The 26,318-nt window shown below is 73.2% G+C and carries 24 protein-coding genes; 16 read left to right on the forward strand and 8 right to left on the reverse strand.

All coding sequences use genetic code 11. The features are described from left to right. Positions 1 to 44: 44 nt before the first annotated feature. Complete coding sequence (locus tag WMF20_RS17875) at positions 45 to 1,169, reverse strand: hypothetical protein (RefSeq protein WP_437615177.1); 1,125 nt, start codon at positions 1,167 to 1,169, stop codon at positions 45 to 47. Positions 1,170 to 1,714: 545 nt separating this feature from the next. On the opposite strand from WMF20_RS17875, the gene WMF20_RS17880 reads away from it, so the two are divergent. The 3 genes from WMF20_RS17880 to WMF20_RS17890 all read left to right on the forward strand — a co-directional run bounded on the left by WMF20_RS17880 (position 1,715) and on the right by WMF20_RS17890 (position 4,416). Next, a complete protein-coding gene (locus WMF20_RS17880) occupies positions 1,715 to 2,530 on the forward strand; it encodes a class I SAM-dependent methyltransferase (protein ID WP_437615179.1) in 816 nt (271 codons plus the stop codon). A gap of 82 nt (positions 2,531 to 2,612) precedes the next feature. Beyond that, positions 2,613 to 3,581: a TauD/TfdA dioxygenase family protein gene (locus WMF20_RS17885; RefSeq protein WP_437615181.1), complete on the forward strand. Its 969-nt coding sequence runs from the start codon at positions 2,613 to 2,615 to the stop codon at positions 3,579 to 3,581. A gap of 259 nt (positions 3,582 to 3,840) precedes the next feature. Next, on the forward strand, positions 3,841 to 4,416 hold the full coding sequence (locus tag WMF20_RS17890; protein WP_437615183.1) for a c-type cytochrome: 576 nt from the start codon (positions 3,841 to 3,843) through the stop codon (positions 4,414 to 4,416). Between the two features lie 162 nt (positions 4,417 to 4,578). Here WMF20_RS17890 and WMF20_RS17895 read toward each other — a convergent pair whose 3' ends face one another. Beyond that, positions 4,579 to 5,340, reverse strand: a complete 762-nt coding sequence (locus WMF20_RS17895; protein WP_437617138.1) for a lycopene cyclase family protein — start codon at positions 5,338 to 5,340, stop codon at positions 4,579 to 4,581. Positions 5,341 to 5,933: 593 nt separating this feature from the next. Between WMF20_RS17895 and WMF20_RS17900 the strand changes: the two genes are divergently transcribed. Together WMF20_RS17900 and WMF20_RS17905 are read left to right on the forward strand one after the other, a co-directional pair. Continuing rightward, positions 5,934 to 6,344 (forward strand): VOC family protein, encoded by a 411-nt coding sequence (locus tag WMF20_RS17900; protein ID WP_129575499.1) that lies wholly within the window; start codon positions 5,934 to 5,936, stop codon positions 6,342 to 6,344. A 52-nt stretch (positions 6,345 to 6,396) separates the two neighbouring features. Beyond that, positions 6,397 to 6,708 carry a hypothetical protein gene (locus tag WMF20_RS17905; RefSeq protein WP_437615186.1) on the forward strand — a complete coding sequence of 104 codons (312 nt, stop codon included), beginning with the start codon at positions 6,397 to 6,399 and terminating at the stop codon, positions 6,706 to 6,708. 156 nt (positions 6,709 to 6,864) lie between these two features. On the opposite strand, the gene WMF20_RS17910 is transcribed toward WMF20_RS17905, so the two are convergent. The 3 genes from WMF20_RS17910 to WMF20_RS17920 form a co-directional block, all read right to left on the reverse strand. Next, complete coding sequence (locus WMF20_RS17910) at positions 6,865 to 7,539, reverse strand: O-methyltransferase (RefSeq protein WP_437615187.1); 675 nt, start codon at positions 7,537 to 7,539, stop codon at positions 6,865 to 6,867. Between the two features lie 53 nt (positions 7,540 to 7,592). Beyond that, on the reverse strand, positions 7,593 to 9,680 hold the full coding sequence (locus WMF20_RS17915; RefSeq protein WP_437615189.1) for an alpha-amylase family glycosyl hydrolase: 2,088 nt from the start codon (positions 9,678 to 9,680) through the stop codon (positions 7,593 to 7,595). 187 nt (positions 9,681 to 9,867) lie between these two features. Continuing rightward, positions 9,868 to 11,202, reverse strand: coding sequence for a cytochrome P450 (locus tag WMF20_RS17920; protein ID WP_437615191.1), 1,335 nt, complete (start codon positions 11,200 to 11,202; stop codon positions 9,868 to 9,870). 276 nt (positions 11,203 to 11,478) lie between these two features. Here WMF20_RS17920 and WMF20_RS17925 point away from each other — a divergent pair, with 276 nt between their 5' ends. From WMF20_RS17925 to WMF20_RS17935, 3 genes are all read left to right on the forward strand, one after another. Continuing rightward, positions 11,479 to 11,961, forward strand: coding sequence for a hypothetical protein (locus tag WMF20_RS17925; RefSeq protein ID WP_437615193.1), 483 nt, complete (start codon positions 11,479 to 11,481; stop codon positions 11,959 to 11,961). A gap of 33 nt (positions 11,962 to 11,994) precedes the next feature. Next, positions 11,995 to 13,020 (forward strand): SMP-30/gluconolactonase/LRE family protein, encoded by a 1,026-nt coding sequence (locus WMF20_RS17930; RefSeq protein WP_437615195.1) that lies wholly within the window; start codon positions 11,995 to 11,997, stop codon positions 13,018 to 13,020. Positions 13,021 to 13,105: 85 nt separating this feature from the next. Further along, the gene (locus WMF20_RS17935; protein ID WP_437615197.1) at positions 13,106 to 13,648 is read left to right on the forward strand and encodes a GNAT family N-acetyltransferase; all 543 of its coding nucleotides are present in this window, start codon (positions 13,106 to 13,108) and stop codon (positions 13,646 to 13,648) included. Between the two features lie 83 nt (positions 13,649 to 13,731). Here the strand turns inward: WMF20_RS17935 and WMF20_RS17940 are convergent, their stop codons facing one another. Then, positions 13,732 to 14,751: an AraC family transcriptional regulator gene (locus WMF20_RS17940; protein ID WP_437615199.1), complete on the reverse strand. Its 1,020-nt coding sequence runs from the start codon at positions 14,749 to 14,751 to the stop codon at positions 13,732 to 13,734. Between the two features lie 30 nt (positions 14,752 to 14,781). After that, positions 14,782 to 15,594, reverse strand: coding sequence for a nitrilase-related carbon-nitrogen hydrolase (locus tag WMF20_RS17945; RefSeq protein WP_437615201.1), 813 nt, complete (start codon positions 15,592 to 15,594; stop codon positions 14,782 to 14,784). A 486-nt stretch (positions 15,595 to 16,080) separates the two neighbouring features. On the opposite strand from WMF20_RS17945, the gene WMF20_RS17950 reads away from it, so the two are divergent. From WMF20_RS17950 to WMF20_RS17960, 3 genes are all read left to right on the forward strand, one after another. After that, positions 16,081 to 16,959 carry a hypothetical protein gene (locus WMF20_RS17950; protein WP_437615203.1) on the forward strand — a complete coding sequence of 293 codons (879 nt, stop codon included), beginning with the start codon at positions 16,081 to 16,083 and terminating at the stop codon, positions 16,957 to 16,959. 237 nt (positions 16,960 to 17,196) lie between these two features. After that, positions 17,197 to 17,733, forward strand: coding sequence for a VOC family protein (locus WMF20_RS17955; RefSeq protein WP_165374047.1), 537 nt, complete (start codon positions 17,197 to 17,199; stop codon positions 17,731 to 17,733). Next, positions 17,733 to 18,947 (forward strand): alpha/beta hydrolase, encoded by a 1,215-nt coding sequence (locus tag WMF20_RS17960; RefSeq protein WP_437615205.1) that lies wholly within the window; start codon positions 17,733 to 17,735, stop codon positions 18,945 to 18,947. Before WMF20_RS17955 ends, WMF20_RS17960 begins: the two co-directional genes overlap by 1 nt. A gap of 50 nt (positions 18,948 to 18,997) precedes the next feature. On the opposite strand, the gene WMF20_RS17965 is transcribed toward WMF20_RS17960, so the two are convergent. Next, positions 18,998 to 19,603, reverse strand: coding sequence for a polysaccharide biosynthesis/export family protein (locus tag WMF20_RS17965; RefSeq protein ID WP_437615207.1), 606 nt, complete (start codon positions 19,601 to 19,603; stop codon positions 18,998 to 19,000). Positions 19,604 to 19,851: 248 nt separating this feature from the next. Here WMF20_RS17965 and WMF20_RS17970 point away from each other — a divergent pair, with 248 nt between their 5' ends. From WMF20_RS17970 to WMF20_RS17990, 5 genes are all read left to right on the forward strand, one after another. Next, the gene (locus WMF20_RS17970; protein WP_437615209.1) at positions 19,852 to 21,444 is read left to right on the forward strand and encodes an O-antigen ligase family protein; all 1,593 of its coding nucleotides are present in this window, start codon (positions 19,852 to 19,854) and stop codon (positions 21,442 to 21,444) included. A gap of 29 nt (positions 21,445 to 21,473) precedes the next feature. After that, positions 21,474 to 22,424, forward strand: coding sequence for a Uma2 family endonuclease (locus tag WMF20_RS17975; protein ID WP_437615211.1), 951 nt, complete (start codon positions 21,474 to 21,476; stop codon positions 22,422 to 22,424). 344 nt (positions 22,425 to 22,768) lie between these two features. After that, a complete protein-coding gene (locus WMF20_RS17980; RefSeq protein ID WP_437615213.1) occupies positions 22,769 to 23,416 on the forward strand; it encodes a glutathione S-transferase family protein in 648 nt (215 codons plus the stop codon). A 236-nt stretch (positions 23,417 to 23,652) separates the two neighbouring features. Beyond that, positions 23,653 to 24,786 carry a UTP--glucose-1-phosphate uridylyltransferase gene (locus WMF20_RS17985; protein WP_437615215.1) on the forward strand — a complete coding sequence of 378 codons (1,134 nt, stop codon included), beginning with the start codon at positions 23,653 to 23,655 and terminating at the stop codon, positions 24,784 to 24,786. A 232-nt stretch (positions 24,787 to 25,018) separates the two neighbouring features. Continuing rightward, complete coding sequence (locus WMF20_RS17990) at positions 25,019 to 26,170, forward strand: ferritin-like domain-containing protein (protein WP_437615217.1); 1,152 nt, start codon at positions 25,019 to 25,021, stop codon at positions 26,168 to 26,170. The last annotated feature ends 148 nt before the right edge of the window (positions 26,171 to 26,318 follow it).

Raw genomic sequence — 26,318 nt, forward strand, 5'->3', positions numbered from 1 at the left:
CGGGGGCGGCGCGCGTCGCGCGCCGCGCGCTGGGCCGGTGGGGCCTACGGCCCGGGGGGCGGGTAGTTGGGCTCGGTCATCCCTTGAATCCACCGCGTGACCAGCTGCAGGCCGGTGTCGTCGACCTGGCGGGTCCCGATGCGCGGCATCTGCCCCTCGAAGCCGCGGAGCTCCTGGCGGGCGACGAGCAGGCTGCGCGCCGGATCGCCGGGACGGATGTCGTACCAGTTGGCGGGGTCCGGGTTCTTCAGCCCCTCGTACTTCGCGTTCTCCGCCGGGCGCTTGTTCATGCCCGTCCGCACGGCGTCCGTCGCGGCCACGCTGCCCAGCTCGCTCGCCTCGAGCCGCAGGTACAGGCCCGTGTCGTGGGCGGCCGACTCGGGCAGGTCGTTATGGCAGCTCACGCCGCAGTTCGCGTGCAGGTAGCCGAGCGCCTGGCGCTCCACCTCGTCGCCCGGGATCGTCAGCGCGAGCGGGCTCGCGTCCTCGATCACGCCGAGCGCGACCAGCGACTCGCGCGTGACCCCCTCGGCGCCCGGGCCGAGCATCAGCGCGTCCCAGCCGAGGACGAAATCGGCGCGCCCGACGTGGCACTCCTTGCATTGATCGCGTGTCGGCACCATGTGCCCGGTGCCGTAGAGATCGGGCACGCCGAAGTCGTTCTGCATCTGGATCGCCTGCCGCTCGTCCTCGGACCAGACATAGCTCGTGTAGACCCAGCCGGCGGCCATCTTGCGCAGGAGGCGCGTCTCGCCGAGGCGCAGCGCGCCGTCCGCGCCCTTCACGCGGAACTCCTTCCAGAACTGCGTCCCCTCCGGGTACACGAACGCGTCCGGATTGCTCACGTCCACCCGCTGCCCCTTCGGGATCGAGACGAAGCGTCGCTTCGCGGCGCCGTCGCTCCAGAGCTCCACCGCAGGCTTGTACTCGAGCACGCCGCACGCGAGCTCGCGCTTGTCGAAGTCCCCGTAGAGGCCGGTACAGCGCAGGTCCACCGGCAGCACGCCGTCGAGCGGCGCCGCGCAGTCCACGTCGGTCGGCATCGCGTATTCGACACACGCCGGCTCCCCCGAGCCGTCCGGCCCGGCGTCGACCTCGGGCATCGACACGTCCGGCCCCCCCGCCTGGCCCCCGGGCGGCGGATCGCCGCCGCCCGAGCTACACCCCATCGCCACCAGCAACGCGCCGGCAACAGAACCTTTCCTCACGACATCATGAAGCATGCGCTCATGGTGCCACAGGAATGGAGCGTGGGGGAACGTGGATTCACCCGCTCCGCGCCGCGTCGCATCGACCCGCGCACGTCATCCGGCCATGTGAACGTGCACACGCCGATCAATGAAGTGCGCCGAGCCGAGCTCGTTCGATGGCGCCTGATGCCGAAAGGGAGCTCCAGTGAAAAAATGAACCTTCGAGTGTCCACTGCTGCTGTACGGCGCGCCTTCAGGCGCGAAACGGTCCAGGGGGGATGTACGGTTGTGGTCTGTCCGCTGCGCTCTCGCGCGCTCGCGGCCGGCGGGGTGCGCCCTGCGCAGCACGAGGTGCTGGCGGCGTGCTCGCGACGCAGCACCGGGCGGGCGGGGGCCCGCGGGAGCGCGGGGAAACGCCTGGCACGGCGCGTGCGAAGTGCGATCGCCGCCGGGGTGGACGGTCGCGGACGAGGGCGTCGCCCTGCCGAGAGCGCCCGGCAACCTCTCTTTCCCGGAGCCTTCGCATGAGTGGACTCAGTCTCGTCTTCGATACGCCGCAGCTCGCACAGGACTACGAGGTACGCAGCGCCGAGCGGCAGTTCCGCCACGGCCAGCGGCTGATCGCCGAGCTCGGGGTTCGTGCGGGCGAGCGCGTGCTCGACATCGGGAGCGGCACCGGCCTGCTCGCGGAGCACGTGGCGGGCATCGTCGGGCCGACGGGCCAGGTGCTCGGGCTCGATCCGCTGCCGCTGCGCGTGGAGATCGCCCAGCGCAAGGCGAAGGCGAACCTCTCGTTCCAGGTCGGCAACGCCTACGCGCTCGACGGGCTCCCGTCGGGCAGCTTCGATGTCGTGTACCTCAACGCCGTCTTCCACTGGCTCCCCGAGAAGACCGAGCCGCTGCGGCAGATCCACCGCCTGCTCAAGCCGGGCGGGCGCGTCGGGCTCACCACGGGCGCGAAGGACCAGCCGAACCGGCTGCAGGCCATCAAGCGGCAGGTGCTCTCGCGCGAGCCCTACGCGCGCTACCCGGAGTCGCTGGCCGGCACGCCGCACTGGGTGACGGCCGAGGAGCTCGCCGGCCTGCTCGGCGGCGCCGGCTTCTCCGTGCAGAAGATCGAGGCCCAGGAGAACGTGAACTACCAGCCGGACACGAGCGCCGCCATCGCCTTCTCGCAGGCGAGCTCGTTCGGCAACTTCCTCGGCCACCTGCCGGAGTCGCTGCGCGTGCAGGCCGTCGAGGACATCAAGCGCGAGCTCGAGGCCTTCCGGACGCCCGAGGGGATCCGCCTCGAGGGCAAGCGGCTGTTCGCCATCGCGCACAAGCCGGCGTCGCACTGACCGAGGGCCGGTCCGCCGGCGCCCGAGCGCGACGCCATCCCACGATGCTTTTCGGCTGACACAACCACAAGGAAAACTCCGTATGAGCGCCACGACGAACCAGAGCAGCAACGTCCTCGAGATCGTGCCCGTCGCCGGCCGGATCGGCGCGGAGGTGCGCGGCGTGCGCCTCTCCGCCGATCTCGACGCCGCGACGGTGAGCGAGATCCGGAAGGCCTGGCTGCGTTACAAGGTGATCTTCTTCCGCAACCAGCACCACCTCGACGACGCCGCCCAGGAGAAGCTCACCGCGATCTTCGACGGCGCGCCCGTCGCGCACCCGACGGTGCCCGTCGTCCAGGGCACCGGCTACATCCATGAGCTCGACTCGCGCTACGGCGGCCGGGCGAACTCGTGGCACACCGACGTCACGTTCGTCGACGCCTACCCGAAGGCGTCGATCCTCCGGGCGCTCGTGATCCCGGCGTACGGCGGCGATACCGTGTGGGCCAACACGGTGGCCGCGTACGAGGATCTGCCGCCCGCGCTGCGCGAGCTCGCGGACAAGCTGTGGGCCGTGCACAGCAACGAGTACGACTACCAGGCGCGAAAGCCGCAGTCGTCGGCGGACGACGTGCGGCGCTATCAGGAGGTGTTCACGTCGACCGTGTACGAGACCGAGCACCCCGTGGTGCGCGTCCACCCGGAGACCGGGGAGCGCTCGCTCGTGCTCGGCCACTTCGTCAAGAAGCTCCTCGGCGTCTCGTCGTTCGACTCGGCGCACCTCTTCCAGGTGCTCCAGGACCACGTGACGCGCCTCGAGAACACGGTCCGCTGGCGGTGGGCCGCCGGCGACGTGGCCATCTGGGACAACCGCGCCACCCAGCACTACGCGATCAACGATTACGGCGATCAGCTCCGCGTGGTGCGCCGGGTGACGGTCGACGGCGACGTGCCCGTCAGCATCGACGGCCGGCGCAGCGCCACCCGCAAGAAGGCGCCGCGCGCCGCCGCGGCGAGGAGCGAGAGCGCCGGGGGCGCGAGCGTCGCCGCGGCGGCCGCGACGGCCTAGTGCCTAGTTCCGTGCGTCAGAGACCCCGCCCGGGATCGCTGACGCACGGAGCTCGTCGCGAGCGGCGGCGCTAACGATCCGCCAGCTCGCCGGTCCCGAGTCATCGTACGCCCCGAGCTCCCGGCCGACGTAGATCCCGACACGCCGCTCCATGGAGACCCAGCTTTCCGGGGTGCAGCGCCGGCGCCGACGCGCCCCGCCGGGCGGGTCCTTGACGGCGGGGATCGCCTGCGCTTCATCTGCGGCGGAGGAGTGCCCCGTGGGTGAAGCAGGCAAGCGCGATGACGCTCGAGACGGAGAGCCGAACACGGCGCACGTCGTGGTGATCATGCTGATCGTGGCCTTTGGCGTGCTCGCGCTGCCGTGGATGGTGCTGCGGAAGCTGGACACCCGGGCCCAGGGGCGCGGCGAGGCGGCCTTCGGCGTCACGGACGAGGACCTCGCCCAGGGGGGCAAGATCTACTATCGCTCGTGCACCGGGTGTCATCAGGCGAGGGGGGAGGGGAAGCCTGGCCGGTATCCGCCCCTCGTCGGCGCGTCATGGCTGCTCGAGGACAAGGAGACGCCGATCCGGCTCACGCTTCTCGGCGCCGCCGGGCCGATGGAGGTGAACGGCGTGCAGTACAACGACGTGATGCCCAACTTCGGCGTGAACCTGTCGGACGAGGAGATCGCGCTGGTGCTCACCTATGTCCGATCGAGCTGGGGGAACAGCGCGCCCGCCATCACGAAGGACGAGGTCGCGAAGGTGCGCGCCTCGCTGGGAGACCGGGTGGAGCCGTGGGCCGGCGGCGCGGCGCTCTCGGCGGCGCGGGAGACGCCGGTCCTGCGCTGAAGCGCGCGGACGGGCGACGACGGGCGCGCCGCGGCTCGCGCGAGGCGCGCCCGCGCGCCCTCAGTTTTCGCGGTGATGGCCCCGGGACGAGCCGTCCGGGCTCGGATGCGGCGCGCGCGGCGCAATGTTTGCTGGCGTCGCTGGCGGTGGGGCGGGGCGATCTCAGGCGCGCAGCTGCCGCGCGGGCGGCACGAGGCCGAGGCGCGTGCCCAGCCACCCCGCCAGCGCGCGCAGGAAGGGGAGCTTGGGCAGCGAGGCCACGATGGCGAGCACGTCGGCGAGCGACGCGCGCTCGTCCAGGAAACGGAGGACGCGATCGACGGGGTTCCTGGTGAACAGCGCCGTGAGCACCGGCTCGATGCGCGACGGCTGGGCGGCGAGGAGGCGGAGGAAGACCGCGTCGAAGAAGCGGTAAGGGAGGCCCCTCGGCGGCCGCGCGAACGGGTGGCCCGCCGTCTCGAGCGACCGGACGATGAGCGCGGCGTCGTCGAGGATGCGCGTGAAGGCGTAGCCCGTCGAGGGCTTGAGGAGGCCGCCCGCGACGCCGATCGCGAGCACGCGCCGGCCGAGGCGCCGCGCGAAGGGAGCGCACGTGAGCAGGCTCGCGCCGCGCTCGCGCCGCACGACGCGGAAGCGCGCCCCGCCGGCGGTCCGCTCGACGTAGCGCGCCAGCTCTTCTTCGTGCGCCTCGCCGCCGAGCGCGACGAGCTCGACGAGCGCCCGCTGCGGGGTGAACGGGATCACGTAATAGAAGCGCGCGTCGCCGCCGTGGCCCGCCGCGCCGGCGAAATCGAAGAGGGTGGCGGCGCCGGTGTCGAACAGCGGCGCCTCGGCCTCGATCTCCAGCCGACGAAGCGCTGGAGGAGCGCGTCGTGACGGGCGAGCTCCCGCTCCGCCGCCTCGTGGCGGCTGTCGAACACCCAGCGTCCAGCGAGGCGGGGACCTCTACAGGGGGCGTTGAGCAAGTGTGCTCTGCCCCGAGGAGACCGTTTCCGGTGTCGAGGAGGCAGCCGAGCTTCCCCGGGAGACCGTTTCCGGTGTCGAGGAGATAGCTGAGCTACACGGAGGAGACCGTTTCCGGTGTCGAGGAGATAGCTGAGCTACACGGAGGAGACCGTTTCCGGTGTCGAGGAGATAGCTGAGCTACACGGAGGAGACCGTTTTCGGTGTCGAGGAGATAGCTGAGCTATACGGAGGAGACCGTTTTCGGTGTCGAGGAGATAGGTGAACTGCCCGGAGGAGACCGTTTCCGGTGTCGAGGAGGCAGCTGAGCTTCCCCGGGAGACCGTTTCCGGTGTCGAGGAGGCAGCTGAGCTTCCCCGGGAGACCGTTTCCGGTCCCCGGCGCTGCCCGCCCGGCCCCGTGACGGTCACTCCCGCACCGGCTCCTGCAGATCCACCCCGAAGCGCTCGCGGTACCCGCGCCGCGCCGCCTCACGCAGCTCGTCGTCACCGCGGCTCACCTGCTCCTCGATGCCCGCGTTGCGCCGCGGCGCGCCCCGTCGCTAGAGTGACCGCATGTCCGACCTGCTCGTCAACATCGATGTACCGGCGATCGAGCCGGCCATCGCCTTCTACACCCGCGCGTTCGGCCTGCGCGTCGGGCGGCGCTTCGGCGGCGCCTTCGTCGAGCTCCTCGGCGCGGCCGCGCCCATCTATCTCCTGGAGAAGCCGGCCGGCAGCGCGCCTGCGGCCGGCGCGCCCGCGCGCGACTACCGGCGCCACTGGACGCCGGTCCATCTCGATTTCGTCGTCGACGATCTCGAGGCCGCCGCGCGTCGGGCGCAGGAGGCGGGCGCGGTCCCCGAGGCCGACGTCGAGGTGGCCGCGTGGGGGCGCATGCTCCGCCTGGCCGATCCGTTCGGCCACGGCGTCTGCCTGCTTCAGTTCAGCGGCCGCGGCTACGACGAGATCGCCACGCCCGGCTGAGCGAGAGCCGGGGGATTCGACACCAGTTCTTCTCTTCGGGAATGCACGAGCGATGGTCACGATGAGCTCGGGGACGAGCGCCTCCGAGCTCATCGATCCAGGCAACGCCTCTCACGATCTGCGAACTCCGGAGCTCACACGACCGGGCGGGGTGAGCCTCATTGACGCGCACGCGGCGTCGATCCTCGTCGACGCGGCGAAGGCCGCCGGGCTGCTCGGGCCCCGGGTCGTCCCGCCCGGCGAGCAGGCGGCGCGGCTCGCCGATCGGAACCACCCTCCGGTGGCCCTCGGCGCGCCGAGCGGATGCCACCTTTGCACGCAGCGATCTCAGGATCGAAAGCCTCGGGGGAAACCCGATGGGTAAACGCTCGAAAGGCCTACGGCGATCCCCTGGCCCGCGTCCTGCTAGAGGTGCACGGCAGAGCGCCCGTGACGGTTTCCCCCCCCACCGTCGAGCGGGCGCTCTGTTTTTTGTCCTCCGGTGCGGGGAGCGCCCGGCAGGCCGCCAGGCCGCTGCGGGTCACGGGTCGGCGGTGACGACGGCGATGGCGAGGCCGTCGTACCCCTTGGTGCCCACCGTCTGGATCGCCGTCGCGCTCACGCGTCGCTCGGCGGCGAGCAGCTCGTAGAGGCGGCGCGCCCCCTGGACGTTGGGATCCGCGCTCTCGGGGTCGACCACCGCCCCGCTGCGCACGACGTTGTCGACCACGATGACGCTGCCGCGGCGGGAGAGCTTGAGCGCCCACGCGAAGTAGTCGGGGTTGCTCGGCTTGTCGGCGTCGATGAAGATGAGGTCGAACGGGCCGCGGCCCTCCGCGGCGAGCTTCGGCAGCGTGTCGAGCGCCCGCCCGAGCCGCAGCTCGACGCGGTCGGCCAGCCCGGCGCGATCGAGGTTCGCGCGGGCGACCTCGGCGTGCTTCGGCTCCGATTCCAGCGTGATCAGCCGGCCGCCGGCGGGCAGCGCACGGGCGAGCCAGATGGTGCTGTACCCCCCGAGCGTGCCGATCTCCAGGATGGCCCGCGCCCCGTGGATCCGCGCCAGGAGATGCAGCAGCTTGCCCTGGTTCGGCGCGACGTTGATCGGCGGCAGGCCGGCCGCGGCGCTCGCCTCGAGCGCCGCGTCCAGCGCGGCGTCGGGCGGCACGAGCAGATCGGTGATGTAGCGATCGACAGCTGACCATTGCTCCTGAGCCATGAGTGATCCTCCTCACGTCGCGGCGACCCGGATCGCCGCGCACGGGTGAGGTCTTAGCGCGGCACGAGGACGCGGGCGTCCCAGGGCGCGAGGTCCAGCGCGACGGAGCCCGCCTGGAGGTGCGCGCCGGCGCCGCCCAGGGCGTCGCGCAGGCCGCCGCGCGCGTGGCCGGCGAACGGCGCCGGGACGGCGAGCCGCTTCTTCACCGGTCGCTCGCTGAAATTCAGGGCCACGAGCGCGAAGCGCGACGCGTCGTCGCCGTGTCTGACGTAGGCGAAGACCTCGTCGTCCTGCCCGGCGTGCACGACGACGAGCCCCGGCGACCGGAGCGCCGCGAGGGAGCGCCTGAGCCGGATCAGCTGCTCGTAGTGCCGCGTCAGCGGCCCGCGCGGAGGCCGCGAGACCGGGGCGAGGCCGCCGTAAGGCTCGTACTCGGCGCCGAGCTCGTCGAACGCGTAGAGGCACGGGACGCCCGGCAGCGTCAGCAGCGCCGCCGCCGCGACGCGCGTCAGACCCGGCCCGTGGCGCGTGATGAAGCGGGCCCCGGTGTCGTTGTTGTTGATGAACCTCAGCGTGCGCTCGGGGCGCGCGGCGCGCGCCGCCGTGGCGGAGAGCGCCGCGCCCAGCCGGGCCGCGATGCCGCGCGGCGCCTCGAACACGTCGCCCCACGCCCACCGCCCGAGCTCCTCGGTCCAGTCGTACGCCGCGTCGAACCCGCTCTGCAGGTAGTACGGATCGCGCGCCGACGCCTCGGCGATCAGCGCGAGATCCGGGCTCACGCGCCGGAGCTCGGCAGCCCACGACGACCAGAGCTCGCTCCGCCGCTCCTGGATGCCCCACGCGGCGTCCACGCGATAGCCGTCGATGCCGAAGCGCTTCACCCAGCGCAGCGACACCTCGAGCATCCAGCGCGCCACCTCGGCGTTGTCGTAGTTGAGGTTCGGCAGGTGCTCCCAGTCGAAGTAATGGGTGGGCTCGCCGCCGGCGTCGCGATCGTAGAACGCGAAGCTGTGGGCGCGGCCCCGCTGCCGCTCGGCTTGCTGGAAGTACGGGTGCTCGATCGAGGTGTGGTTCGGCACGAAGTCGAGCAGCACGCGCAGGCCGCGCCGGTGCGCGTCGTCCACGAGCTCGCGCAGGTCCTGCTCCGTCCCGTAGTCGGGGCGCACGCTGAAGTAGTCCGTGACGGCGTACCCGAAGTCTCCCTCGGGCGCGGCGAAGATCGGAGACAGCCACAGCGCCGTGACGCCGAGCCGCTCGAGCGCGGGGAGGGCGGCGCGGACGCTCCGGAGCGGGGGATCGCCGAAGAAGGGCGGCACGACGCCGTAGAGGACGGCGTCGTCGATCCACGACGGCGCGCTCGCGCCCGGGGGCGCCTCGAGCGGCGGCGCGACGCGCGCGGCGTCGCTGCGGCCGCGCGCGTCGCGCACCGTGAGCTCGATCATGGCGCGCCCGCCTTCGTCCGGCGCCGGCACCTCGATGCGGGCGCCCTGCCCGAGGCGCTCGGCGGTCCCGTCGCCGCGCAGCCGGGACCACGCGAAGTCGACGAGCTCGGCGCGCGAGCGCTCGCTCGGCGCGCTGCCCGTGGCGTCGAAGACGAGCCGGTCGCCGGCCCGCGCCGCGCGGGCGCGGGCCCGGGGCGCGTCCTCCAGCCGGACGCGGTAGGTGACGGGCGGCGTGGCCAGCTCGCCCGCGCCCGTCGCGCTGCAGCGCGCGGCGATCTCGTTGTCGCCCTCGAGCAGCGGCACGTCCGCCGCGAAGCGCCGCTCCTGCTCGATCGCGGCGGTGTGGACGTCGCTGCCCACCTGGATCGCGCACTCCTCCAGCGCCCCCGGCCCGGCGAGGGCGCCCTGGATGCGCGCGCTGAAGGCCCACACCTCGGCGTCGTCGGCGTGCAGCTCCAGCCGGGCGTGCGCGGCCCCGGACGGGCGCGGCGGCGCGGAGGTGGCGGCCGACTCGCACGCGGGCGCCGCGCAGAGCAGCGCGACGAGCCCTGCGACCCCGGCGAGCGCCCGCGGGCGCCGCGCCCGGCCCGGGGCGCGCCGCCGCCGGGTGCCCGCGCGCGGATCGATCGCGACGGCCGGCGGAGAGGGCGCTGTGCCGGGGGAGGGGGCGGCGGGCGAGCGAAGGAGGCGAGTCGACATTGGGGCTGCGCGGCGAGCGGGGGAGCCCCTCTATTCCAGAACGACCCCCGGCGATCGCCGCAGGGCAGACAGCGCGGAGGATTTATGTCGCGATTTCCCCGGTCTCCTCCGGCGCCGCCGTGCCCCGGTGATCGGGGCAACGCCTTCCGATCCTCGGCGCCTCGCCGCGCGCCGCCTGCGCCCGGGATCAGGCGGCGGTGCGGAGGGCGGCGCGGCCGCGGGCGCGCAGGGCGAGCGGGACGCCGCCGGCGGGGCCGAGCGTGAGGTTGCGCCGCACGGGCCGCGGCGGGCGCTCGTCGAGCAGGCGGAACTCCCACGCCGACAGCGCCACGCCGAGCACGATCTTCATCTCGAACATCGCGAAGGCCGCGCCGATGCAGCGGCGGTTCCCGCCGCCGAACGGCAGGTACTCGAACGGGGAGTACTTGCGCTCGAGGAAGCGCTCGGGCCTGAAGCGCGACGGCTCGGGGTAGAGCTCGGGGCGGTGGTGCACGAGCAGGATGCACGGCGCGACCCCCGTCCCCGGCGGGAGGGTGTGCTCGCCGAGGCGGAACGGCTGCGCCGCCATGCGCGGGGCCTCGGTGACGATCGGGTGCAGGCGCAGCGCCTCCTTGCACACCGCGTCGAGGTAGGGCAGCGCGGCGAGGCGCTCCGGATCGGGCTCCGGGCCGAGGGCGTCGATCTCGTCGCGCAGCCGCGCGAGGACGGTCGGGTGGCGGTGCGCGTGGTCGAGGGCCCACGCGAGGGCGAGCGCGGTGGTCTCGTGGCCGGCGAAGAGCAGCGTCCGGAGCTCGTCGAAGATGGCCTGGTCGCTCATGCTCGAGCCGTCGTCGTAGCGGGCGGCGACCAGGAGGCTCAGGATGTCGTCGCCCGGCGCCGCGCGCGCCCGCTCGATCTGCTCGCGGCACAGGGCGTCCAGGTGCTCGACGCGCCGGCGGAAGCGCGCGTAGGGGCCGACGCCCCCGAGCTCGCGCTGCAGGACCGGCAGGAAGGTCAGCGCCGGGGTCAGCGCGTCGGTCATCGCGACGATCGCGCGCGCGAACGCGCTCATGCGGGACGGCTCCTCCACCCCGAAGACGGCGCGGAGGATGACGTCGAGCGAGATCGCCTGCGTGATGTCCTGGGCGACGGCGCGGGGCGCGCGCGCGGCCTCCGCGAAGCGGCGGGCGGCGATGTCCGCCATCGCCGCCGCGTAGGCGCGCATGCGGTCGCCGTGGAACGGCGGCGTCAGCAGCTTCCGCTCGCGCCGGTGGCGCTCACCCGAGAGCATGACGAGCGAGTGCTCTCCGACGAGCGGGGCGATCGACTTGGTGGCGTACGGAACGAGCGCGTCGGGCGGCGCCGTCATCACGTCCTGCACCGACGCGGGGCTGCCGGCCACCACGACGTCGCCGTTGTACATCGGGACGTTGAAGACGTCGCCGTACGTGGCGGCGCACCGGGACAGGAGCTCGATCGGACGCGTGAGGAACTGGTAGGTCGTCAGCAGGCGGCCCTGCGGGCCTCGGGGCAATTGGCTCATGGCGCACCTCGGCAGGAGCTCGATCCCGGTGGCGCGCGGCGCCTCGCCGGGATCGATCCAACGATGAGGCCGGCGCGGCGGCGCGGCAGCGGCGTCGGGCGCCAACGTTGCGACGGATCGCGCCAGAGGGGCGCGCGGCGGCACGGGCGCGCGGCGGCGCGGGCGCGCGGCGGCGAGAGGGGCGCGCGGCGGCGCGGGCGCGCGGAGGCGAGAGGAGCACGAGCGCGGCGGCCGGTCGCGGTTGGCGCGCGCGGCTCGGCTTGCGATCATGGCCGCATGTCCAGGTACCGCAGCGACATCGAGGTGGTGCGGCTCCGCATTCACGAGATCGAGGAGCGGCTGCGCCGCGTGCGCGCGCAGCAGATCCGCGCCGAGGCGGCCGCGAACCTGGGTCCCGAGGCCACGCGGCCGTTCAGCCGGGGCATGTACCACCTCGGCCGGGCGCTCAGGCGGCTGCTGCGCAGGGGGGGGCCGGCGCCCGCGCAGGAGCTCGCGGCGGCGCGGGCCCGGCTAGCCTGGCTGGAGCGGCGGGTCGCGATGGCCGAGGTGGAGCTCTCGCGCGCCGAGGCGGAGCGCTCGCGCACGGAGGCGGAGCGCTCGCGCGCGAGCCTCGGGTCCGATCGGTGGGAGCCGCTGAGCGGCGCTCGCCCCGGGGCGATGCCGGCGGATGACCTCGCGCCGGCGGTGCCGCAAAGCGCGCCGTCCGGCCGCCTGGCCTACCGGCTCGGCCGGGCGATCGGGCGGTTGAGCCGGCGCTGAGCCGGCGCTGCTTCGCCACCAGGAGGTTTTCCCATGGCACGAGCCCTCGGCATGTTCACGTCCCTCGTCGCAGCGGCCGCGATGGTCTCCTGCGGCGGGGAGGCTCCGCCGCCCGCGCTGGCACCGGCGGCGTCCGCTTCCGCCGCGCCCGTCGCGACGAGCAGCGTCGAGCCCCCGCCCGCGGCCCCGGCTGCTCCCGCGGCGTCCACGGCGGCGCCCGAGCCGCCCGAGCTGGCCGCGCCGCGCCCGGTCGCCAGATACACCGGCTTCGCCAAGCCGGAGAGCGTGCTCTACGACGCGGACAACGACCGCTACCTCGTCTCGAACATCAACGGCAATCCGGGCGACAGGGACAACAACGGCTTCATCTCCGTCCTCTCGCCCGACGGTCAGGTGACGAGCCTGAAGTGGATCGAGGGCGGCAAGAACAAGGTCAAGCTCGACGCGCCGACGGGCTCGGCGATCGCGAAGGGCGTGCTCTACGTCGCCGACCTCACGACCGTGCGGATGTTCGACCTCAAGACCGGGGCGCCGAAGGGGGAGATCGCCATCCCCGGCGCGACGTTGCTGAACGACGTCGCGGCGGCGCCGGACGGCAAGGTCTATGTGTCCGATTCCGGCTTCACGATCGGCGCGACCGGCAACCTCGAGGCGACGTCGAGCGACGCCATGTACGTCATCGAGAAGGGCAGGGCCAGGGCGCTGGCGAAGACCACCGACCTGCGCATGCCGAACGGCCTCGCGTGGAGCGACAAGGGGCTCGTGGTTTGCTCGAGCGGCGCTCCCGAGGTCTTCGTCCTCGACGAGAAGGGCGAAAAGCGGGACGTGACCACCACGGCGCCCGGCGGCCGCCTCGACGGCCTGATCTCCCTCGGAGACGCGCTCCTCGTGACCAGCCACGAGGCGTCGGCGGTGCTCCGCGGGAAGCTCGGCGGGACCTTCGAGGTCGCCATCCCCGAGCAGGAGACGCCCGCGGACATCGGTTATGACACGAAGCGCGGGCGCGTCCTCGTGCCCCACGTGATGGTGGATACGGTCGACGTGTACGAGCTGAGGTGATCTGCGGACGAAAGATGCGCGCTTCAGGCCTCCCTCCGGCAGGCTGCCGTCGTCGCGACATGTCGAGGAAGAGATGAACATCTCCATGGTTGACGCATGGCGCACGCGGGAAGCGCGTGAGTTCTTCCGGAACGTTTGGCCGATGTATGTCCACGAGCTCTCCGGCTTCGATACGAGCTTCTACGCTCTGGACGAGGCCGGTCGATGGCAACCGGACATCGTCGACGATTGGGTCTCGAGCGTCACGCCGCCGGGCAACCTGCGAGCTCCGCGGTCGGAGCAGGACCCGATGCAGCCGTTCCAGCGAGCGCACGTCATCACGAGCGACGCCCGGCCGGTCGGGTTCGTATGCGTCGGCCTGCGACCGTTCAGATACATGCCGGACGACGTCGATTTCAGCATCGCGGAGCTCTTTTTGATCCACGGGAGCCGTGGCACCGGCGCGGGCCGACATGCGCTCCAGCTGCTGCTCCGTCGGTATCCAGGGCGGTGGCACCTCTGTGCCATCCATGACAATGCTCGGGCGATCCGATTCTGGAACAAGACGCTGCCGCTCCTTGGCGTGCGAGATCTCGAAACACGGCACGAGAGCGGCGATGTAACCTGGCGGTTCGTGGCAGAGGGGTGACACGCGCTCGGCCGCCGAGCTCTCGACTTCCTGCGGCCGCTCGTTATCGACCTTTTTTCTAGCGAAATCTCTGACGCACCGAGCTACCGGACGCGGGTGCGCCGGTACTCGCCCGGGGTGGTGCCCGTCCAGCGGCGGAAGCTGCGGTAGAAGTGGCGCGGCTCGCCGTAGCCGAGCAGGAAGGCGATCTCCTGGAGCGCGAGATCGCGCCGGCGGAGGAGCTCGATCGCCTTGCCGCGCCGCGCCTCGTCGAGCTGCGCCGTGAACGACGTGCCGAGGTCCTTGAGGGCGCGCTGGAGCGAGCGCGTGCTCATGCCCAGCGCGCGCGCGATCCGCGCCTGGTCCACCTCGCCGCGATCGAGCCGCTCGCCGATGAGGGCGCGCACGCGCGCGTCGAGCGGCGCCGCGCCGGCCGGCGCCGCGCGCGCGGCGAGGAGCTGCTCGGCGTGGCGCACGAGGTAATCGCGGACCGAGGGATCCGCGCCGACGAGGGGAGCGTCGAGCACGCGCGCGTCGTAGACGAGGCCGGTCGCGGCCGCCTCGAAGCGCACCGGGGCGCCGAGCGCCTCCTCGTAGAGCGGGGTCGGGTGCCGGCGGGGGTGGCGGAACATGGCCTCGAGCGGCCGCGCGGCGCCGTCGAGGTAGAGCGCGATGAAGCGCGCGAGCGTCGCGACCATCATCTCGATCGGCTCGGCCATCGCGACGACCCGCGGCTCGTGCTCGAGCGCGAGGTGGATCACCTCGCCGCGCTCCTCGACGACGATGCGGAGGTGCGGGTCCATGAGCCGGAAGAAGCGGCCATAGACCGCGACCGCGTCCCGCAGGGTCTCGCTGTGGCGGACGACGTGCCCGACGATGCCCACGACCGAGACCGGGATCCAGCGCGCGTAGGTCAGCCCGAGCGGCTCGCCGGGGAGGCGCTCGAGCATGAGCGCCCACAGCGAGGAGAGCGACGCGTACGGCACGAGCTCGTCGGGCGCGGCGAGCGCCTCGGGCGAGACGCCGGCGGCGCGGAGGAGCTCGTCGTGCGGGACGCCGCTGGACGAGGCGAACGCGATGAGCGCGGCCGGCATGGATGCGAAGACGAGCTCGCCGTCGGACATGGCGCGGGCCGAGGATAGCGCACGCGCTGCCTATCCCGTGCGGGCCGCGCGCTCCCACGCGGCGTACACGTCGGGGCGGCGCTCCGAGAGATAGCGGTTGTCCGCGCGCGAGGCGCGCTGGAGCTCGGGATCGAGATCGGCGAAGAGCAGGTCCTCGCCGGCGGCGCCCGCGGCGGCCAGGACCGAGCCGTCGGGGGCCGCGATGATGCTCTGGCCGCACAGGACGGTGTCTCCTTCCTGCCCGCAGTGGTTGGCGTAGGCGATGAACACCTGGCTCTCCAGCGCGCGCGCGGGCGGCAGCGTGCGGGCCACCACGCCGAACGGCTCCGGGAGCGCGGTCGGCGCGCACACGAGATCGGCGCCGGCCAGCGCGACGCCGCGCACCGCCTCGGGAAACTCGATGTCGTAGCAGATCAAGAGACCGATCCGGAAGCCGTGCAGGGCCGCGATGGGCAGCTCGCCGCGGCCCTGGGTGAACACCGCGGCCTCGTCCGGGCCGTAGAGGTGCGTCTTGCGGTAGGTCGCGAGGCGCGCCCCGGCGCGATCGAAGAGGTGCGCGGCGATGAAGAGCTCCCCGTCGGGCCCGCGGTCGGGCGCGCTGGCGACCAGCGCGACGCCGCAGCTCGACGCGACCTCCTCGAGCCGCCGGGCGATGGCCTGGGGCGACATCGCGAGCATCGTCCGGGGCACCAGCGCCGGCACGTAGCCCGTCGTGAACAGCTCCGGAGTGACCAGGAGGTGAGCGCCGCCCTCGGCGGCGCGCCGGGCCGCGCCGGCGATGCGCGCGACGTTGATGTCCACCTGTCCCGGGACGGCGTTGGCCTGCAGCACGGCGATGCGCATGAGATCGACCCTCCAGCGGCCTTCCGGGGCTTCAGCGTACCCGATGGGCCCTGCGCGCGATCGGACGAGCGAGGTTGACGCGATGCGGCAACGCCGGGTACCATGGCGCGGATGCTTGGGTTCGAGCGCTCGCCGGGGTCCAGCTCCCCTCGTGCAAGGGCACGCGCCGCCGCGGTCCTCTCGCTGGTCGCCGTCTCGGCTTGCTGCGGCGCTCCCGATCGCGCGGGTTCGCCCGCCCAGAGCGCGACGATGAGCGAGGCGCCGCCGTCGGCTGATGCGGGCGATGCGGGGGGTGCCGGGGCGGGCGCCGGCGGCACGGGCGGGGCCGGGGCGGGCGCGGGCGGCGCTGGCGGGGCCGGGGCGGGCGCGGGTGGGGCGGGCGGCGCGGGTGCCGGCGGCGCGGGTGCCGGCGGCGCGGGTGCCGGCGGCGCGGGCGGGGCCCCGCTCGCCGACCTCCAGGGCTGTCATGGCGAGAAGCGGCCTCTCGTGGTCTCCCGCCAGATGCCTTATGCCGTCGCGCGCGTCGGCGCCGCTGAAGGCCATTTCCTCCTCGATTTCGGCACCACGGCCAGCACCATCGACCCGCAGGGCTTCGCGGGCGGGGTGGCCCCCGCGCCCGTCGCCGGCAGCGCCGATCGGTTCGCCGACTTCGATTTCTACGGCCCCTGGGGCACCGTCCGCCTCACGGTGCAGGACCACTCGGGCGTCCAGGGCACGGTGCGCCAGGCCGGCATCGTCGGCACGGACTTCCTGTCGCTCAATGCGTTCACGCTCGATTACGAGGACGGCGCCGTCTACCGGGCCGACGCCGGGGCGCTCTGCCCCGATGCGATCCTGCGCGCCGAGGGCATGAAGCCGCTCTGGACCGCGGGATACTACTCTTCCGATCTCGCCGCGGTCCAGCCGGGCTTCCCGAACGTGCCCACCGTCCCGGCGCGCATCGGCGCGGCGCAGGCCGTCGCGCAGCTCGATACGGGGTACGACGACGCGGTGTACCGGCGCTCGGTCAACATCAACCGCGCCTTCTTCGCGGCGATCGAGGCGGCCGGGATCGACCTCGAGCCGGTGCCCGAGGCCGCGATGTCGCTGAGCACCTGTGTTCCGGGGCAATCGGAGCAGGTCTCCGCCTACCGCGTCCTCCGGGGCGCGCCGTTCGAGCTGGTCAGCACCGACGGATCCGCCGCCGTCGCCGCGCAGGACGTGATGCTGTTCCTCAAGGACACGCCGCCCGAAGCCAGGCAGTGCGGCGGGATCGGGACGTGGTCCATCCCCGCAGCGCAGGTGGCCGCGTCGTTCTACGTGGACGCGAGGCGGCTCGTGTTCGACCCGGTCACGTCGCGCGTGTGGATGGGGGCGCCGCGGTAACGGCGATCGCCCCGAGCGCACCGCGCTCGTGGCCCTCGCGACCGCGCCGTTCGGAACGCAGCAGCCTTATCGGCCGAGCGCGGTCGCGCCCGGTTCATCCGCGTTGCGCCGCGACGCGCGAGCGCTCGTGCGATATCGTGCCATATCGTGCCATAGAGTGACGGAACGATGAGATGGCATTCACCTTGAACGAGCTCACGCGCTCGTGGCATGATCGTCCTGCACAAGGGGGGTACGATGGGGGTGCATCATATCGCGCTGGCGGCCGGGGATCTGGTCGCCACACACCGGTTTTATACCCAGGTGATGGGGTTCCGCCTTGTCAAGGTCATGGCGGTCCCTTACGAGGGCAGCCGTGACGGGGGCTGGGCGAGGCACGCCTTTTATCAGACGAGCGAGCCGGAGGGGCCGCTCCTGGCGTTCTGGGAAGTGCACGAAGAGGCGGTGCGGGGGCGCTTCAGGACGGATATCTCGACGGGGCTGGGGCTGCCGGCGTGGGTGAACCACCTCGCCTTCAGCGCGCCGACCAGCGAGTTCTACAGCCGGATGCTCGCGCGGTGGCTCTCGCACGGTCACGAGGTCACCGAGATGGATCACGATTTCTGCCGTTCGATCTACACGATGGATCCCAACGGCATCATGGTCGAGTTCTGCCAGACGCTGCGGCCCTTCTCGGCGGACGAGGTGGCCGAGGCGGAGCGCTCGCTCCTCGATCCGATGCCGCCGCTCGAGCTGCCGCGGCCCGTGATCGTCCACCGGCCGCAGGTGGCGTGATGAGCGCGCCTATCGTCGATGCGATGCTGGGGCACGGGCGCCGCCCCGCGGCGGTCGGTTACTGGCCCTCGCCCGAGGACGATCCGGCCGCTTCCCTGGGGCGGGAGCCGGTCGTGGCCGTGGGGAGCGACGGCGCGGTCGTGCGGGGCCTGTTCTGGACGCCGCCGGGCGGCCGGTTCAAGGTGGCGGCGGTGCTCGCGCACCCGCGGGCGGATTTCTCGGTCCATTACCTCTGCCCGCTGCTCGCGGCGCGCGGGGTGGCGGCGCTCGGGTGCGCGACGCGCTACGTGAACAACGACACCGACTGTCTCCACGAGAAGGCGGCGCTCGATGTCGAGACCGCGGTGGAGGCGGCGCGGGCGCGGGGCGCCGAGGCGGTGGTGCTGCTCGGCAACTCGGGGGGCGGCGCGCTGCTCGCGCTGGCGGAGGCCGGCGCGGCGGCCGAGGGGCGGCGGCTGGGGGACGCCTTCGTCGCGCTGGCGGCGCACCCGGGGCAGGGGGTGTTCCTGGAGCAGGCGATCGACCCTTCGGTGGTGGACGAGGGAGATCCGCTGTCGGTCGATCCGTCGCTCGACATGTACGATCCGGCCAACGGCTGGCGGCCCTGGCCGTCGCCGTGCAGGTACGGCCGCGCGTGGCTCGCGCGCTACCGGGCGGCGCAGCGGGCGCGGGTCGCGCGCATCGACGCCGCGGCGCGGGCGGCGATCGAGGCGCAGGCCGACGCGGCGGCGGCGCTGGAGGAGATGGCCCCGGAGCACCCCGAGTGGAGCCGGATGCGGCGGCGGAGCGCGCACGGGCGGTTCTTGACGGTATACCGCACGGTGGCGGATCCGGCGTATCTGGACCCGACCATCGATCCGGACGACCGCGCGCTCGGGTCGATCTTCGCGTCGCCGGATCCGTTCGTCGCGAACTATGGTTATGGGGGCGTGGCGCGGACGCTCACCGCGCGAGCGTGGCTGTCCACGTGGTCGAGCCTGTCGTCGCGGGCGCGGCTCGCGGACAGCCTGCGCGCGGTCGCGATCCCGACGCTGTTCCTGCATGCGACGGCGGATACGGAGATCCGGCTGCGGCAGGCGCGGGAGAGCTTCGAGGCGAGCGCCGCGCAGGACAGGAGCTATGTGGAGCTCCAGGGGGCGACGCACTTCCTGAAGGGGCACCGGCAGGCCGCGGCGGAGCTCATCGCGGCGTGGATCCGCGAGCGGCTCGGATAGGCCGGGGCGCGGCTCGGCGGGGCGGATGCGCCCGCCATGATCGAGCGGCCCTACGGCACCACCACCGTATCGTTCGTCTGCAGCGGCAGGTCCCCGCGGAGATCGCCTTTCTCGACGACTGCATCGAACACGAACGGAATCCTGCGCTCGCCGAGCGCGTCGCGCCGGACGATCACCACCTCGTCGGGATCGGCGAAGCGCGTGAACCCGCCGGCGAGGGCGAGCGCCTGGAGCACGGTGATCTGCGCCCGCGGCGTGAACTCGCCCGGACGCGACACCTCGCCCATCACGTAGACGCGGTAGCTGTGGAGCTCCGCCACCTCCACGCTGACGACGGGTTTCTCGTGGTAGAACTTGGCCGCCTGCGTCGCGATCTCCTCGGCGATGCCCATGACGGTGCGCCCCGACGCCAGGATATCGCCGACGAGCGGGACCGTGATGAACCCGTCTGGCCGCACCGTGACGCGGTGGCTCAGCGCCTCGTTCTTCCAGGCGCGCACCTCCAGCACGTCGCCGGGGCCGACCGCATAGGCGCGGGTTGCGCGGCGCTCCGCCTCGAAATCGACCCGCGGGGCGCTCGCGCCGCAACCCGAGGACGCCACGAGGGCCACCAGCGCGGAGCAGAGCAGGGCAATCCGGACACAGCGGGAGCACATGCGGTTATCACCCTCCATGATGGAACCGCGCATCAGCAAGCGCCGATCCCGCGGCCGCGCCCCGCGCCTGCTCCTCGCGCGCGCACCGGCGCGCTTCCCGCGTGCCGGTCGAGCCCACGGTGCTAGATCCGTCGCGCGGAAGGGGGGAATGCGCGCCGCGCTCATCGCGCTTGCGCGGGGCGCCTCGCCGCGGCCGTCGCGAGCCCGCGGCGCGGGCGGCCCGCGCGGCGCTCGCGGCGCGCCACACCATGGCAGCGTGGGTCGTGTGCGCGCTGTGCGCGCTCGTCATCCTCAAGCCGCAGGAGTTCATCCCCGCGCTCGAGGGGATTCCGCTCGTTCACGCGGCGTTCGGGCTCACCCTGCTCTGCGTCGCCCTCGACGTCGTGTGGCGGCGGCTCAAGCCGACGCTCGCGCCTCAGGTCGTCTACGCGCTCGCGTTCCTCGCCTGGGCGGCCCTCACCACCGCGCTCAAGCGCCCGGCCGTCCTCGAGGAGCGCGGCCTGCAGCTCGCGACCGTCGCGGGCGTCTTCCTCGCCGCCGCCTTCGCCGCCGCCTCGCCGCGCGGGGTGCGCGCGCTCGCGATCACGCTCGTCGGCTGCGCCGTCGTCACCACCGCGGTCGCGATCGTGCAGGCGTTCCAGCCCTACGGCTGCATGCTCGCCGCGCCCGACGACTGGGAAGGCAAGGGCGAGCTCGAGCCGGATGGACGCCCCTGCGAGACAAACCTCGACTGCCGCAAGGACCCGCCCGTCCCCGACGGCAACTACCGGTGCGAGCGCCCCGGGCCGCTCGGCACGTCGACCATCGACGGGCGCGTCCGCTACCGCGGCTCGCTCGCCGATCCGAACGAGCTCTCCCTGATGGCCGGCATGTCGATCCCGCTCGCGATCGCGCTCGCCGAGCGGCGCGGCGGCCGGCGCGCGCCCGCGGCTCCCGGCGGTGCCGTCCCGCGCGCGCCCGCGGCTCCCGGCGGTGCCGTCCCGCGCGCGCCCGCGGCTCCCGGCGGTGCCGTCCCGCGCGCGCCCGCGACCCCAGGCGACGCCGTCCCGCGCGCGCCCGCGCCGCCCTGCGGGGCGCGCCTTCGGCCTGCGCTGCCGCTCCTGCTCACCGATCGGCTGCTCTCGCGCGCGGCCGCGGCGCTGCGCGCGCTCCCCGTGGTGGCCGCCATCGCGGCGATCGGCGCGATGGTCGTCCTGTCGCGCTCGCGCTCGGGGGTGATCGTGTACCTGGCGGTCCTCGGCCTCACGTTCGTCCGGTGGAGCGGGACCCTGGGCGTCGTCGCCGCCTGCTTCATCGGCCCGCCCATGCTCCTGCTCGGCGGCCGGAGCGGCGACGAGGCGAGCGAGAGCTCGGAGGAGCGCGTCGAGCTGCTCCGGGAGGCGTTCGAGATGATCCGGCGCACCCGGGGCATCGGCGTCGGCGCAGGGCAGTTCGGCGACGAGTCGTCGCTCGGCCTGACCGCCCACAACTCCTACCTGCTCGCCGCGTCCGAGACGGGCCTGCTCGGGATGTGCCTGTTCGCGCTCGTCCTGTATGCGTCGATCAAAGTACCGCTCTCGATCTGGCTGGGCGACGCCGAGGTCGGCCCTGCGGCGAGGCGGTTCGCGCCGGCGATCTTCGTGAGCCTGTGCGGCGCGCTGATCGGCATCTTCTTCCTGTCGTGGGCTTACAAGGACGTCCTTTACATGACGCTCGGCGCTTCCGCTGCGCTTTATGGCGCGGCGCGGGCCGAGGACGCCCGCATCTCGGTGCGCGTGTCCCTGAGGGAGGTCGCGCTCGTGTGCGGCGGGATGTTCGCCGTGCTCGTGCTGCTCAACGTCCTGCTCCGGTTCCTCGGGTGAGCGCGCCCCGGGGTGGTATGCTGGTCGGCATGTCGGCCCCCATCCGCAAGCCGGGCGACCCCACCGCGGCGCCGCTCCCGGCCGAGGCCCCCCGGGCTCCCACCGAGGCGCAGTGGGCGGCGATGTCGCCCGCGCAGCGGGAGCAGGCCGTTCGAGCGCTCCTCGCCTCGGAGTCGCAGGAAGAGCTCGACGAGCGCGAGGCCATGGCCGAAGGGGACCCGCACCTCGACGCCAAGATGGAGGCGCGCGACACGCTCCGCGCGTGGTTCGGCCGGCGCGGGCGGCGCATCTACATCGGCGCCGAGATCAAGGTCTACTACCCGGGCGAGAAGGGCTTCACGCCCGACGTGATCGCGGCGACCGACGTCGATCCCGGCCCGCGCCTCTGCTGGATGGTCAGCGCCGAAGGCAAGGGGATCGACCTGGCGATCGAGGTGCACTACGCGGGCGACTGGCGCAAGGACTTCGTCGACAACGTCGCGAGGTATGCGGCTCTCGGGATTCGCGAGTACTTCGTCTACGACATCCAGCGCGGGCACCTCCGAGGCTACAGGCTGCCGTCCACGGGCGTGCGGCGCTACGAGAGCATCGCCTCGCGCGTCGGGCGGTACCGATCGGAGGTCCTCGAGCTGGATCTCACGGTGGAGTCAGATCGGCTGCGGTTCTATGCGGACACGGCCGAGCTGGTCACCGCCGGCGAGCTGGTGGGCAAGCTGGAGAGGATGATCGAGGCCGCCGAGGCCCGGATCGAGCGAGAGCAGGCGCGGGCAGAGCAGGAGCAGGCGCGGGCAGAGCAGGCGTTGGGGCGGCTGTCGGCGGCGATCCTGATGATCCTCGCCGCGCGCGGCATCCCCGCGGGCGAGGAGGCGAGAGGCCGGATCCTGAGCGAGACGGACCTGAGCGTGTTGGAGCGATGGCTCCAGCGGGCGGCGACCGCGACGGCGGTGGAAGAGCTGTTCCTGGAGCCGGCGGGCCGCTGATCGCGAGAGGCGTGCGCGGCGCGCCACCGTGATTCACGTCGACGGGCCGCGCCGCGAGGGCGCCATGGATCCCGCCTCGCGGGCGAGCCTCGCGCGCTGCCGGGCGCCTCGGGCCGGAGGAGACATGGGGCGCGGCGCCGCGCGTGGACGGCGGCGGATCGAGGGGTGGACGAGCGCGACCGGGCGCTGGTAGCCTCGCCGGCGCTCGGATCGCACCGCTCGGCCAGAGCCGGATCGGCCGGAGCGGCCGAGACGACCTCGCGCGGATCGGTCCCCATCCCCTCTGGCCTGGAATCGGCGGATCGGCAGCTCACCGGTCAGCCCCCTGAGAGAAGAAAATCTAGATGCCCAAGATCACGGTATGCGCATTCGGCTGGGTTCCGCCCTTTGCACGAGGGCTGGTGCGCGATCTCCGCGTGCGCTGGGCGCTGGCCGAGGCGGGCCTCACCTACGAGGAGCGGCTGATCGGGAACGAGGAGCAGGCGTCCGCGGACTACCGCCGCCTTCAGCCGTTCGGGCAGGTGCCCGCCTACGAGGAGGACGGGCTCGTGATGTTCGAGTCCGGCGCCATCGTGCTGCATATCGCCGAGCGCTCCGAGGCGCTGATGCCGTCCGATCCCGTCGGTCGTGCGCGCACCAAATCGTGGATGTTCGCGGCGCTGAACACGGTCGAGCCGCACGTCCAGAACCTCGCCGAGATCGACCTGTTCCATCCCAACGAGGAATGGGCGCAGCTACGCCGACCGTCGGCGGTCAAGGCCGTCAAGGCGCGGCTGACGAAGCTGTCCGGCTGGCTGGGCGAGCGGGACTACCTCGAGGATCGCTTCACCGCGGGGGACTTGCTCATGACCACGGTGCTGCGCATCCTGCGCCATACGGAGCTCGTCGCGGAGATCCCGGCCCTCGAGGCGTACCGCCTGCGGTGTGAGGCGCGGCCGGCCTTCCAGAAGGCGCTCGCCGAGCACATGGCGCCCTTCGCGAAGAACGCGTAGCGGCGCGCGCCAGCGGGCGAGCGCGGACGCGGCTGAAATCGGCATCTCCGGACGCCCATCAGGGAACAGCGTACGAGGCATTCAGCGCGGCCCGGAGCCCGATGGCGCACGCGGGGAGCGGCGTCGCCGGAAAACTCGCTGGGCGCTGGCTCGGCTCTGGCTGAGCGCTGGCTGCGCGCGCGAACCGCTGCACTCTGCCGTTGCCTCGCGCAGCGCATCGTGCTTTTGAAGATAGCGTGTCTTCGCTCGCCCAGCAGATCGCCGCGCTCCCCGCCCCGCTGCTCGCCCGCCTCCGGGCCCGAGGGTTCGACCCCGACCGTGTGGCCCGGTGGGCCGCGTCCATCGGCAAGGACCGGGATGCCCGCAACCGGCTCCCTGGCACGGTCGAGCCGCCGGCGCCCGGCGACGTCATGGAGCTGCCGGCCGAGGGCACGCCCGAGCACGCCCGCTGCCGCGAGGCGGGCCTTGCCGCGCTCCGGCGCGGCGAGGTCGCGCTCTGCGTCCTCGCGGGCGGGATGGCCACCCGGATGGGCGGCGTGGTCAAGGCGCTCGTGGAGGTGCTGCCCGGTCGGACCTTCCTCGATCTGCGCCTCGCCGAGAGCGATCACCTCCGGCGCGAGACGGGCGTCCCGGTGCCGCTGTGGCTGATGACCAGCGAGGCGACGGACGGCCCGATCCGCGAGGCGCTCGGCGCGCGACTCGACGAGCAGGGCGACCTCTGCACCACGTTCGAGCAGCACGTCTCCCTGCGCCTCACCCCGGAGGGTGAGCTGTTCCTCGACGAGAACGGCGAGCCGAGCGTCTATGCGACCGGCCACGGCGACCTGCCGGATGCGCTCCGGGAGAGCGGCATCCTCGGCCGCTTCCTCGCGCGCGGCGGAAGGACCGTCTGGATCGCCAACCTCGACAACCTCGGCGCGACGGTGGATCCGGTCATCCTCGGCTGGCACCTCGGCCACGGCGGGCCGCTCACGGTCGAGGTGGTCGACAAGGGCGGCGACAAGGGCGGCGGCCCGTTGCGGTGGAACGGCCGCCCGGTGATCGCGGAGGACTTCCGGCTGCCGGTCGGCTTCGATCCGAAGGTGGTGCCGGTCTTCAACACCAACACCTTCCTTGCGAGCGCCGCGGCGCTCAGCGCGCTCGCGATGGACTGGGTCTATGTGGAGGTCGAGAAGAAGGTGGGAGATCGCAAGGCGATCCAGTTCGAGCGCATCTTGAACGAGATCACCTTCGGTCTCCCGGCCAGGTTCCTGCGTGTGCCTCGAGAGGGGCTCGCGGCCCGGTTCCTTCCCGTCAAGGATGTCGACGAGCTGGAGCGGCGGCGGCCGGCGATCGAGGCGATCGCGCGAGCGCGGGGGTTTCTGGTCTGAATCGAGGCACAGCTGCGCCGGCGTGGTGTGCCACGCTGTGCCGTGCACGCCGGCGGAGGAGCCCTGAATCCCGCGAATCTTGCTGGTATGCGGGATGCTTCTCGATGGTCCAATGACCATCACGCCTCCCGCTCATTTCCGAAGCGCATTCGCTCGCCGTCTGACCCGAGCCATCCTCGCCACCGCGACGCTCGGTCTGGCGATTGACAACGTCGCCTGCGCCAGCGTCGTCATGGAGGAGCCGGCGCCGGGCGATGGCGGCGGCGGCGGCGCGAGCGAGGATGGCGCGGGGGCGCGTGGTGGGATGGGTGGGGAGGGCGGCGGGGGCGCCGATCCCGTCACGACGGTGCAGGTCGGCGGCGTCTCGTGGAGCGAGGAAGGAACGGTGTGCGTCGAGCCCGGGGCGCAGGGAGGCGGAGGGCAGGGCGGCGCGGGAGGGCAGGGCGGGGCGGGGGGCTCCGGCGGAGTGTTTGCGGGCGCCTGCGAGCCGCTCGATCCCGTCGGCGCGAACGTCCCTCTCCCGCCGCCTGGGTGCTGGTACAGCAGCATCGGTGACGGCGTCTTTCGAAATGGCCAGTGCTGCTACGAGTTCACCGCGAACTGCGGCGGCTCGGGCCGGCCGTTTCTCGTGGGCGAGCGCGCCCGCACCGCGCGGGAGCAGCGGAGAGATGCGGGCGGGTGGGGCGGCGCGCCGCGTCCGGACCTCGCGGGGCTCGGGCAGGAGGCCCGCGCCGCGCTGGCCGAGGCGTGGCTCCGCGACGCGTTGCTCGAGCACGCATCGGTCGCCTCGTTCTCGCGGTTCGCGCTGGAGATGATGGCGGTCGGCGCTCCCGCCGAGATGCTCGCGGCCGCGCACGAGGCCGCGCGCGACGAGGTGCGCCACGCGGCGCTCTGCTTCGGGCTGGCGAGCGCGTACGCCGGCGCGGCGCTGGAGCCGGCGCCGTTCCCGTTTGGCGGCGTCGTCGAGGTCACGTCGGACCTGGCGGAGCTCGCGTCGCGCGCCGTGCGCGAAGGCTGCATCGGCGAGACGCTGGCGGCGGTGCAGGCCAGCGAGCAGCTCGCGCATGCGACCGACGCCGCGGTCCGGAGCGTCCTCGCGGCGATCGCGGAAGACGAGGCGCGGCACGCCGAGCTCGCGTGGCGCTTCGTGGCCTGGGCGCTGCAGACGGGCGGGGAGGCGGTGCGCCGGGCGGTCGCGGCGGCCTTCGAGGCGGGGCTCGCCGCGCCGTCGCCGGCCGCCGCGGCGACGGACGCGGACGCCGACGCGCTCGCTGCGCACGGTCGCCCCGGCGGCGTCGTGGTGGCCGCCTCGTGGAGCCGCGCGATCGCGGAGGTCGTGACGCCTGCGATGCGCGCGCTGCTTTCAGCGCAGGCGGCGGGGTGACCTGATCCACGAGGTGACCCGACCCGGGTTGGCCCGACTGGCCCGACCCGGGTTGGCCCGACCCGGGTTGAGCTGGTTGGTCCGACCCAGGTTGGCCCGACCGCTCAACCGACCCGACCCGGGTTGCGCCTAACCGACCCGACCCAGG

This window comes from Sorangium sp. So ce834, from assembly GCF_051521425.1.
GTDB lineage: Bacteria > Myxococcota_A > Polyangia > Polyangiales > Polyangiaceae > Sorangium > Sorangium cellulosum_D.

Excerpts from the sequence above, each read along its gene's own strand:
- WMF20_RS17915 (WP_437615189.1), bottom strand. The coding sequence starts at position 9,680 with ATGTCGACTCGCCTCCTTCGCTCGCCCGCCGCCCCCTCCCCCGGCACA.
- WMF20_RS17880 (WP_437615179.1), top strand. The coding sequence starts at position 1,715 with ATGAGTGGACTCAGTCTCGTCTTCGATACGCCGCAGCTCGCACAGGAC.
- WMF20_RS17945 (WP_437615201.1), bottom strand. The coding sequence starts at position 15,594 with ATGCGCATCGCCGTGCTGCAGGCCAACGCCGTCCCGGGACAGGTGGAC.
- WMF20_RS17905 (WP_437615186.1), top strand. The coding sequence starts at position 6,397 with ATGGTCACGATGAGCTCGGGGACGAGCGCCTCCGAGCTCATCGATCCA.
- WMF20_RS17925 (WP_437615193.1), top strand. The coding sequence starts at position 11,479 with ATGTCCAGGTACCGCAGCGACATCGAGGTGGTGCGGCTCCGCATTCAC.
- WMF20_RS17900 (WP_129575499.1), top strand. The coding sequence starts at position 5,934 with ATGTCCGACCTGCTCGTCAACATCGATGTACCGGCGATCGAGCCGGCC.
- WMF20_RS17935 (WP_437615197.1), top strand. The coding sequence starts at position 13,106 with ATGGTTGACGCATGGCGCACGCGGGAAGCGCGTGAGTTCTTCCGGAAC.
- WMF20_RS17980 (WP_437615213.1), top strand. The coding sequence starts at position 22,769 with ATGCCCAAGATCACGGTATGCGCATTCGGCTGGGTTCCGCCCTTTGCA.
- WMF20_RS17920 (WP_437615191.1), bottom strand. The coding sequence starts at position 11,202 with ATGAGCCAATTGCCCCGAGGCCCGCAGGGCCGCCTGCTGACGACCTAC.
- WMF20_RS17975 (WP_437615211.1), top strand. The coding sequence starts at position 21,474 with ATGTCGGCCCCCATCCGCAAGCCGGGCGACCCCACCGCGGCGCCGCTC.
- WMF20_RS17960 (WP_437615205.1), top strand. The coding sequence starts at position 17,733 with ATGAGCGCGCCTATCGTCGATGCGATGCTGGGGCACGGGCGCCGCCCC.
- WMF20_RS17885 (WP_437615181.1), top strand. The coding sequence starts at position 2,613 with ATGAGCGCCACGACGAACCAGAGCAGCAACGTCCTCGAGATCGTGCCC.
- WMF20_RS17965 (WP_437615207.1), bottom strand. The coding sequence starts at position 19,603 with ATGTGCTCCCGCTGTGTCCGGATTGCCCTGCTCTGCTCCGCGCTGGTG.
- WMF20_RS17970 (WP_437615209.1), top strand. The coding sequence starts at position 19,852 with ATGGCAGCGTGGGTCGTGTGCGCGCTGTGCGCGCTCGTCATCCTCAAG.
- WMF20_RS17930 (WP_437615195.1), top strand. The coding sequence starts at position 11,995 with ATGGCACGAGCCCTCGGCATGTTCACGTCCCTCGTCGCAGCGGCCGCG.
- WMF20_RS17955 (WP_165374047.1), top strand. The coding sequence starts at position 17,197 with ATGGGGGTGCATCATATCGCGCTGGCGGCCGGGGATCTGGTCGCCACA.
- WMF20_RS17875 (WP_437615177.1), bottom strand. The coding sequence starts at position 1,169 with ATGGGGTGTAGCTCGGGCGGCGGCGATCCGCCGCCCGGGGGCCAGGCG.
- WMF20_RS17910 (WP_437615187.1), bottom strand. The coding sequence starts at position 7,539 with ATGGCTCAGGAGCAATGGTCAGCTGTCGATCGCTACATCACCGATCTG.
- WMF20_RS17990 (WP_437615217.1), top strand. The coding sequence starts at position 25,019 with ATGGAGGAGCCGGCGCCGGGCGATGGCGGCGGCGGCGGCGCGAGCGAG.
- WMF20_RS17940 (WP_437615199.1), bottom strand. The coding sequence starts at position 14,751 with ATGTCCGACGGCGAGCTCGTCTTCGCATCCATGCCGGCCGCGCTCATC.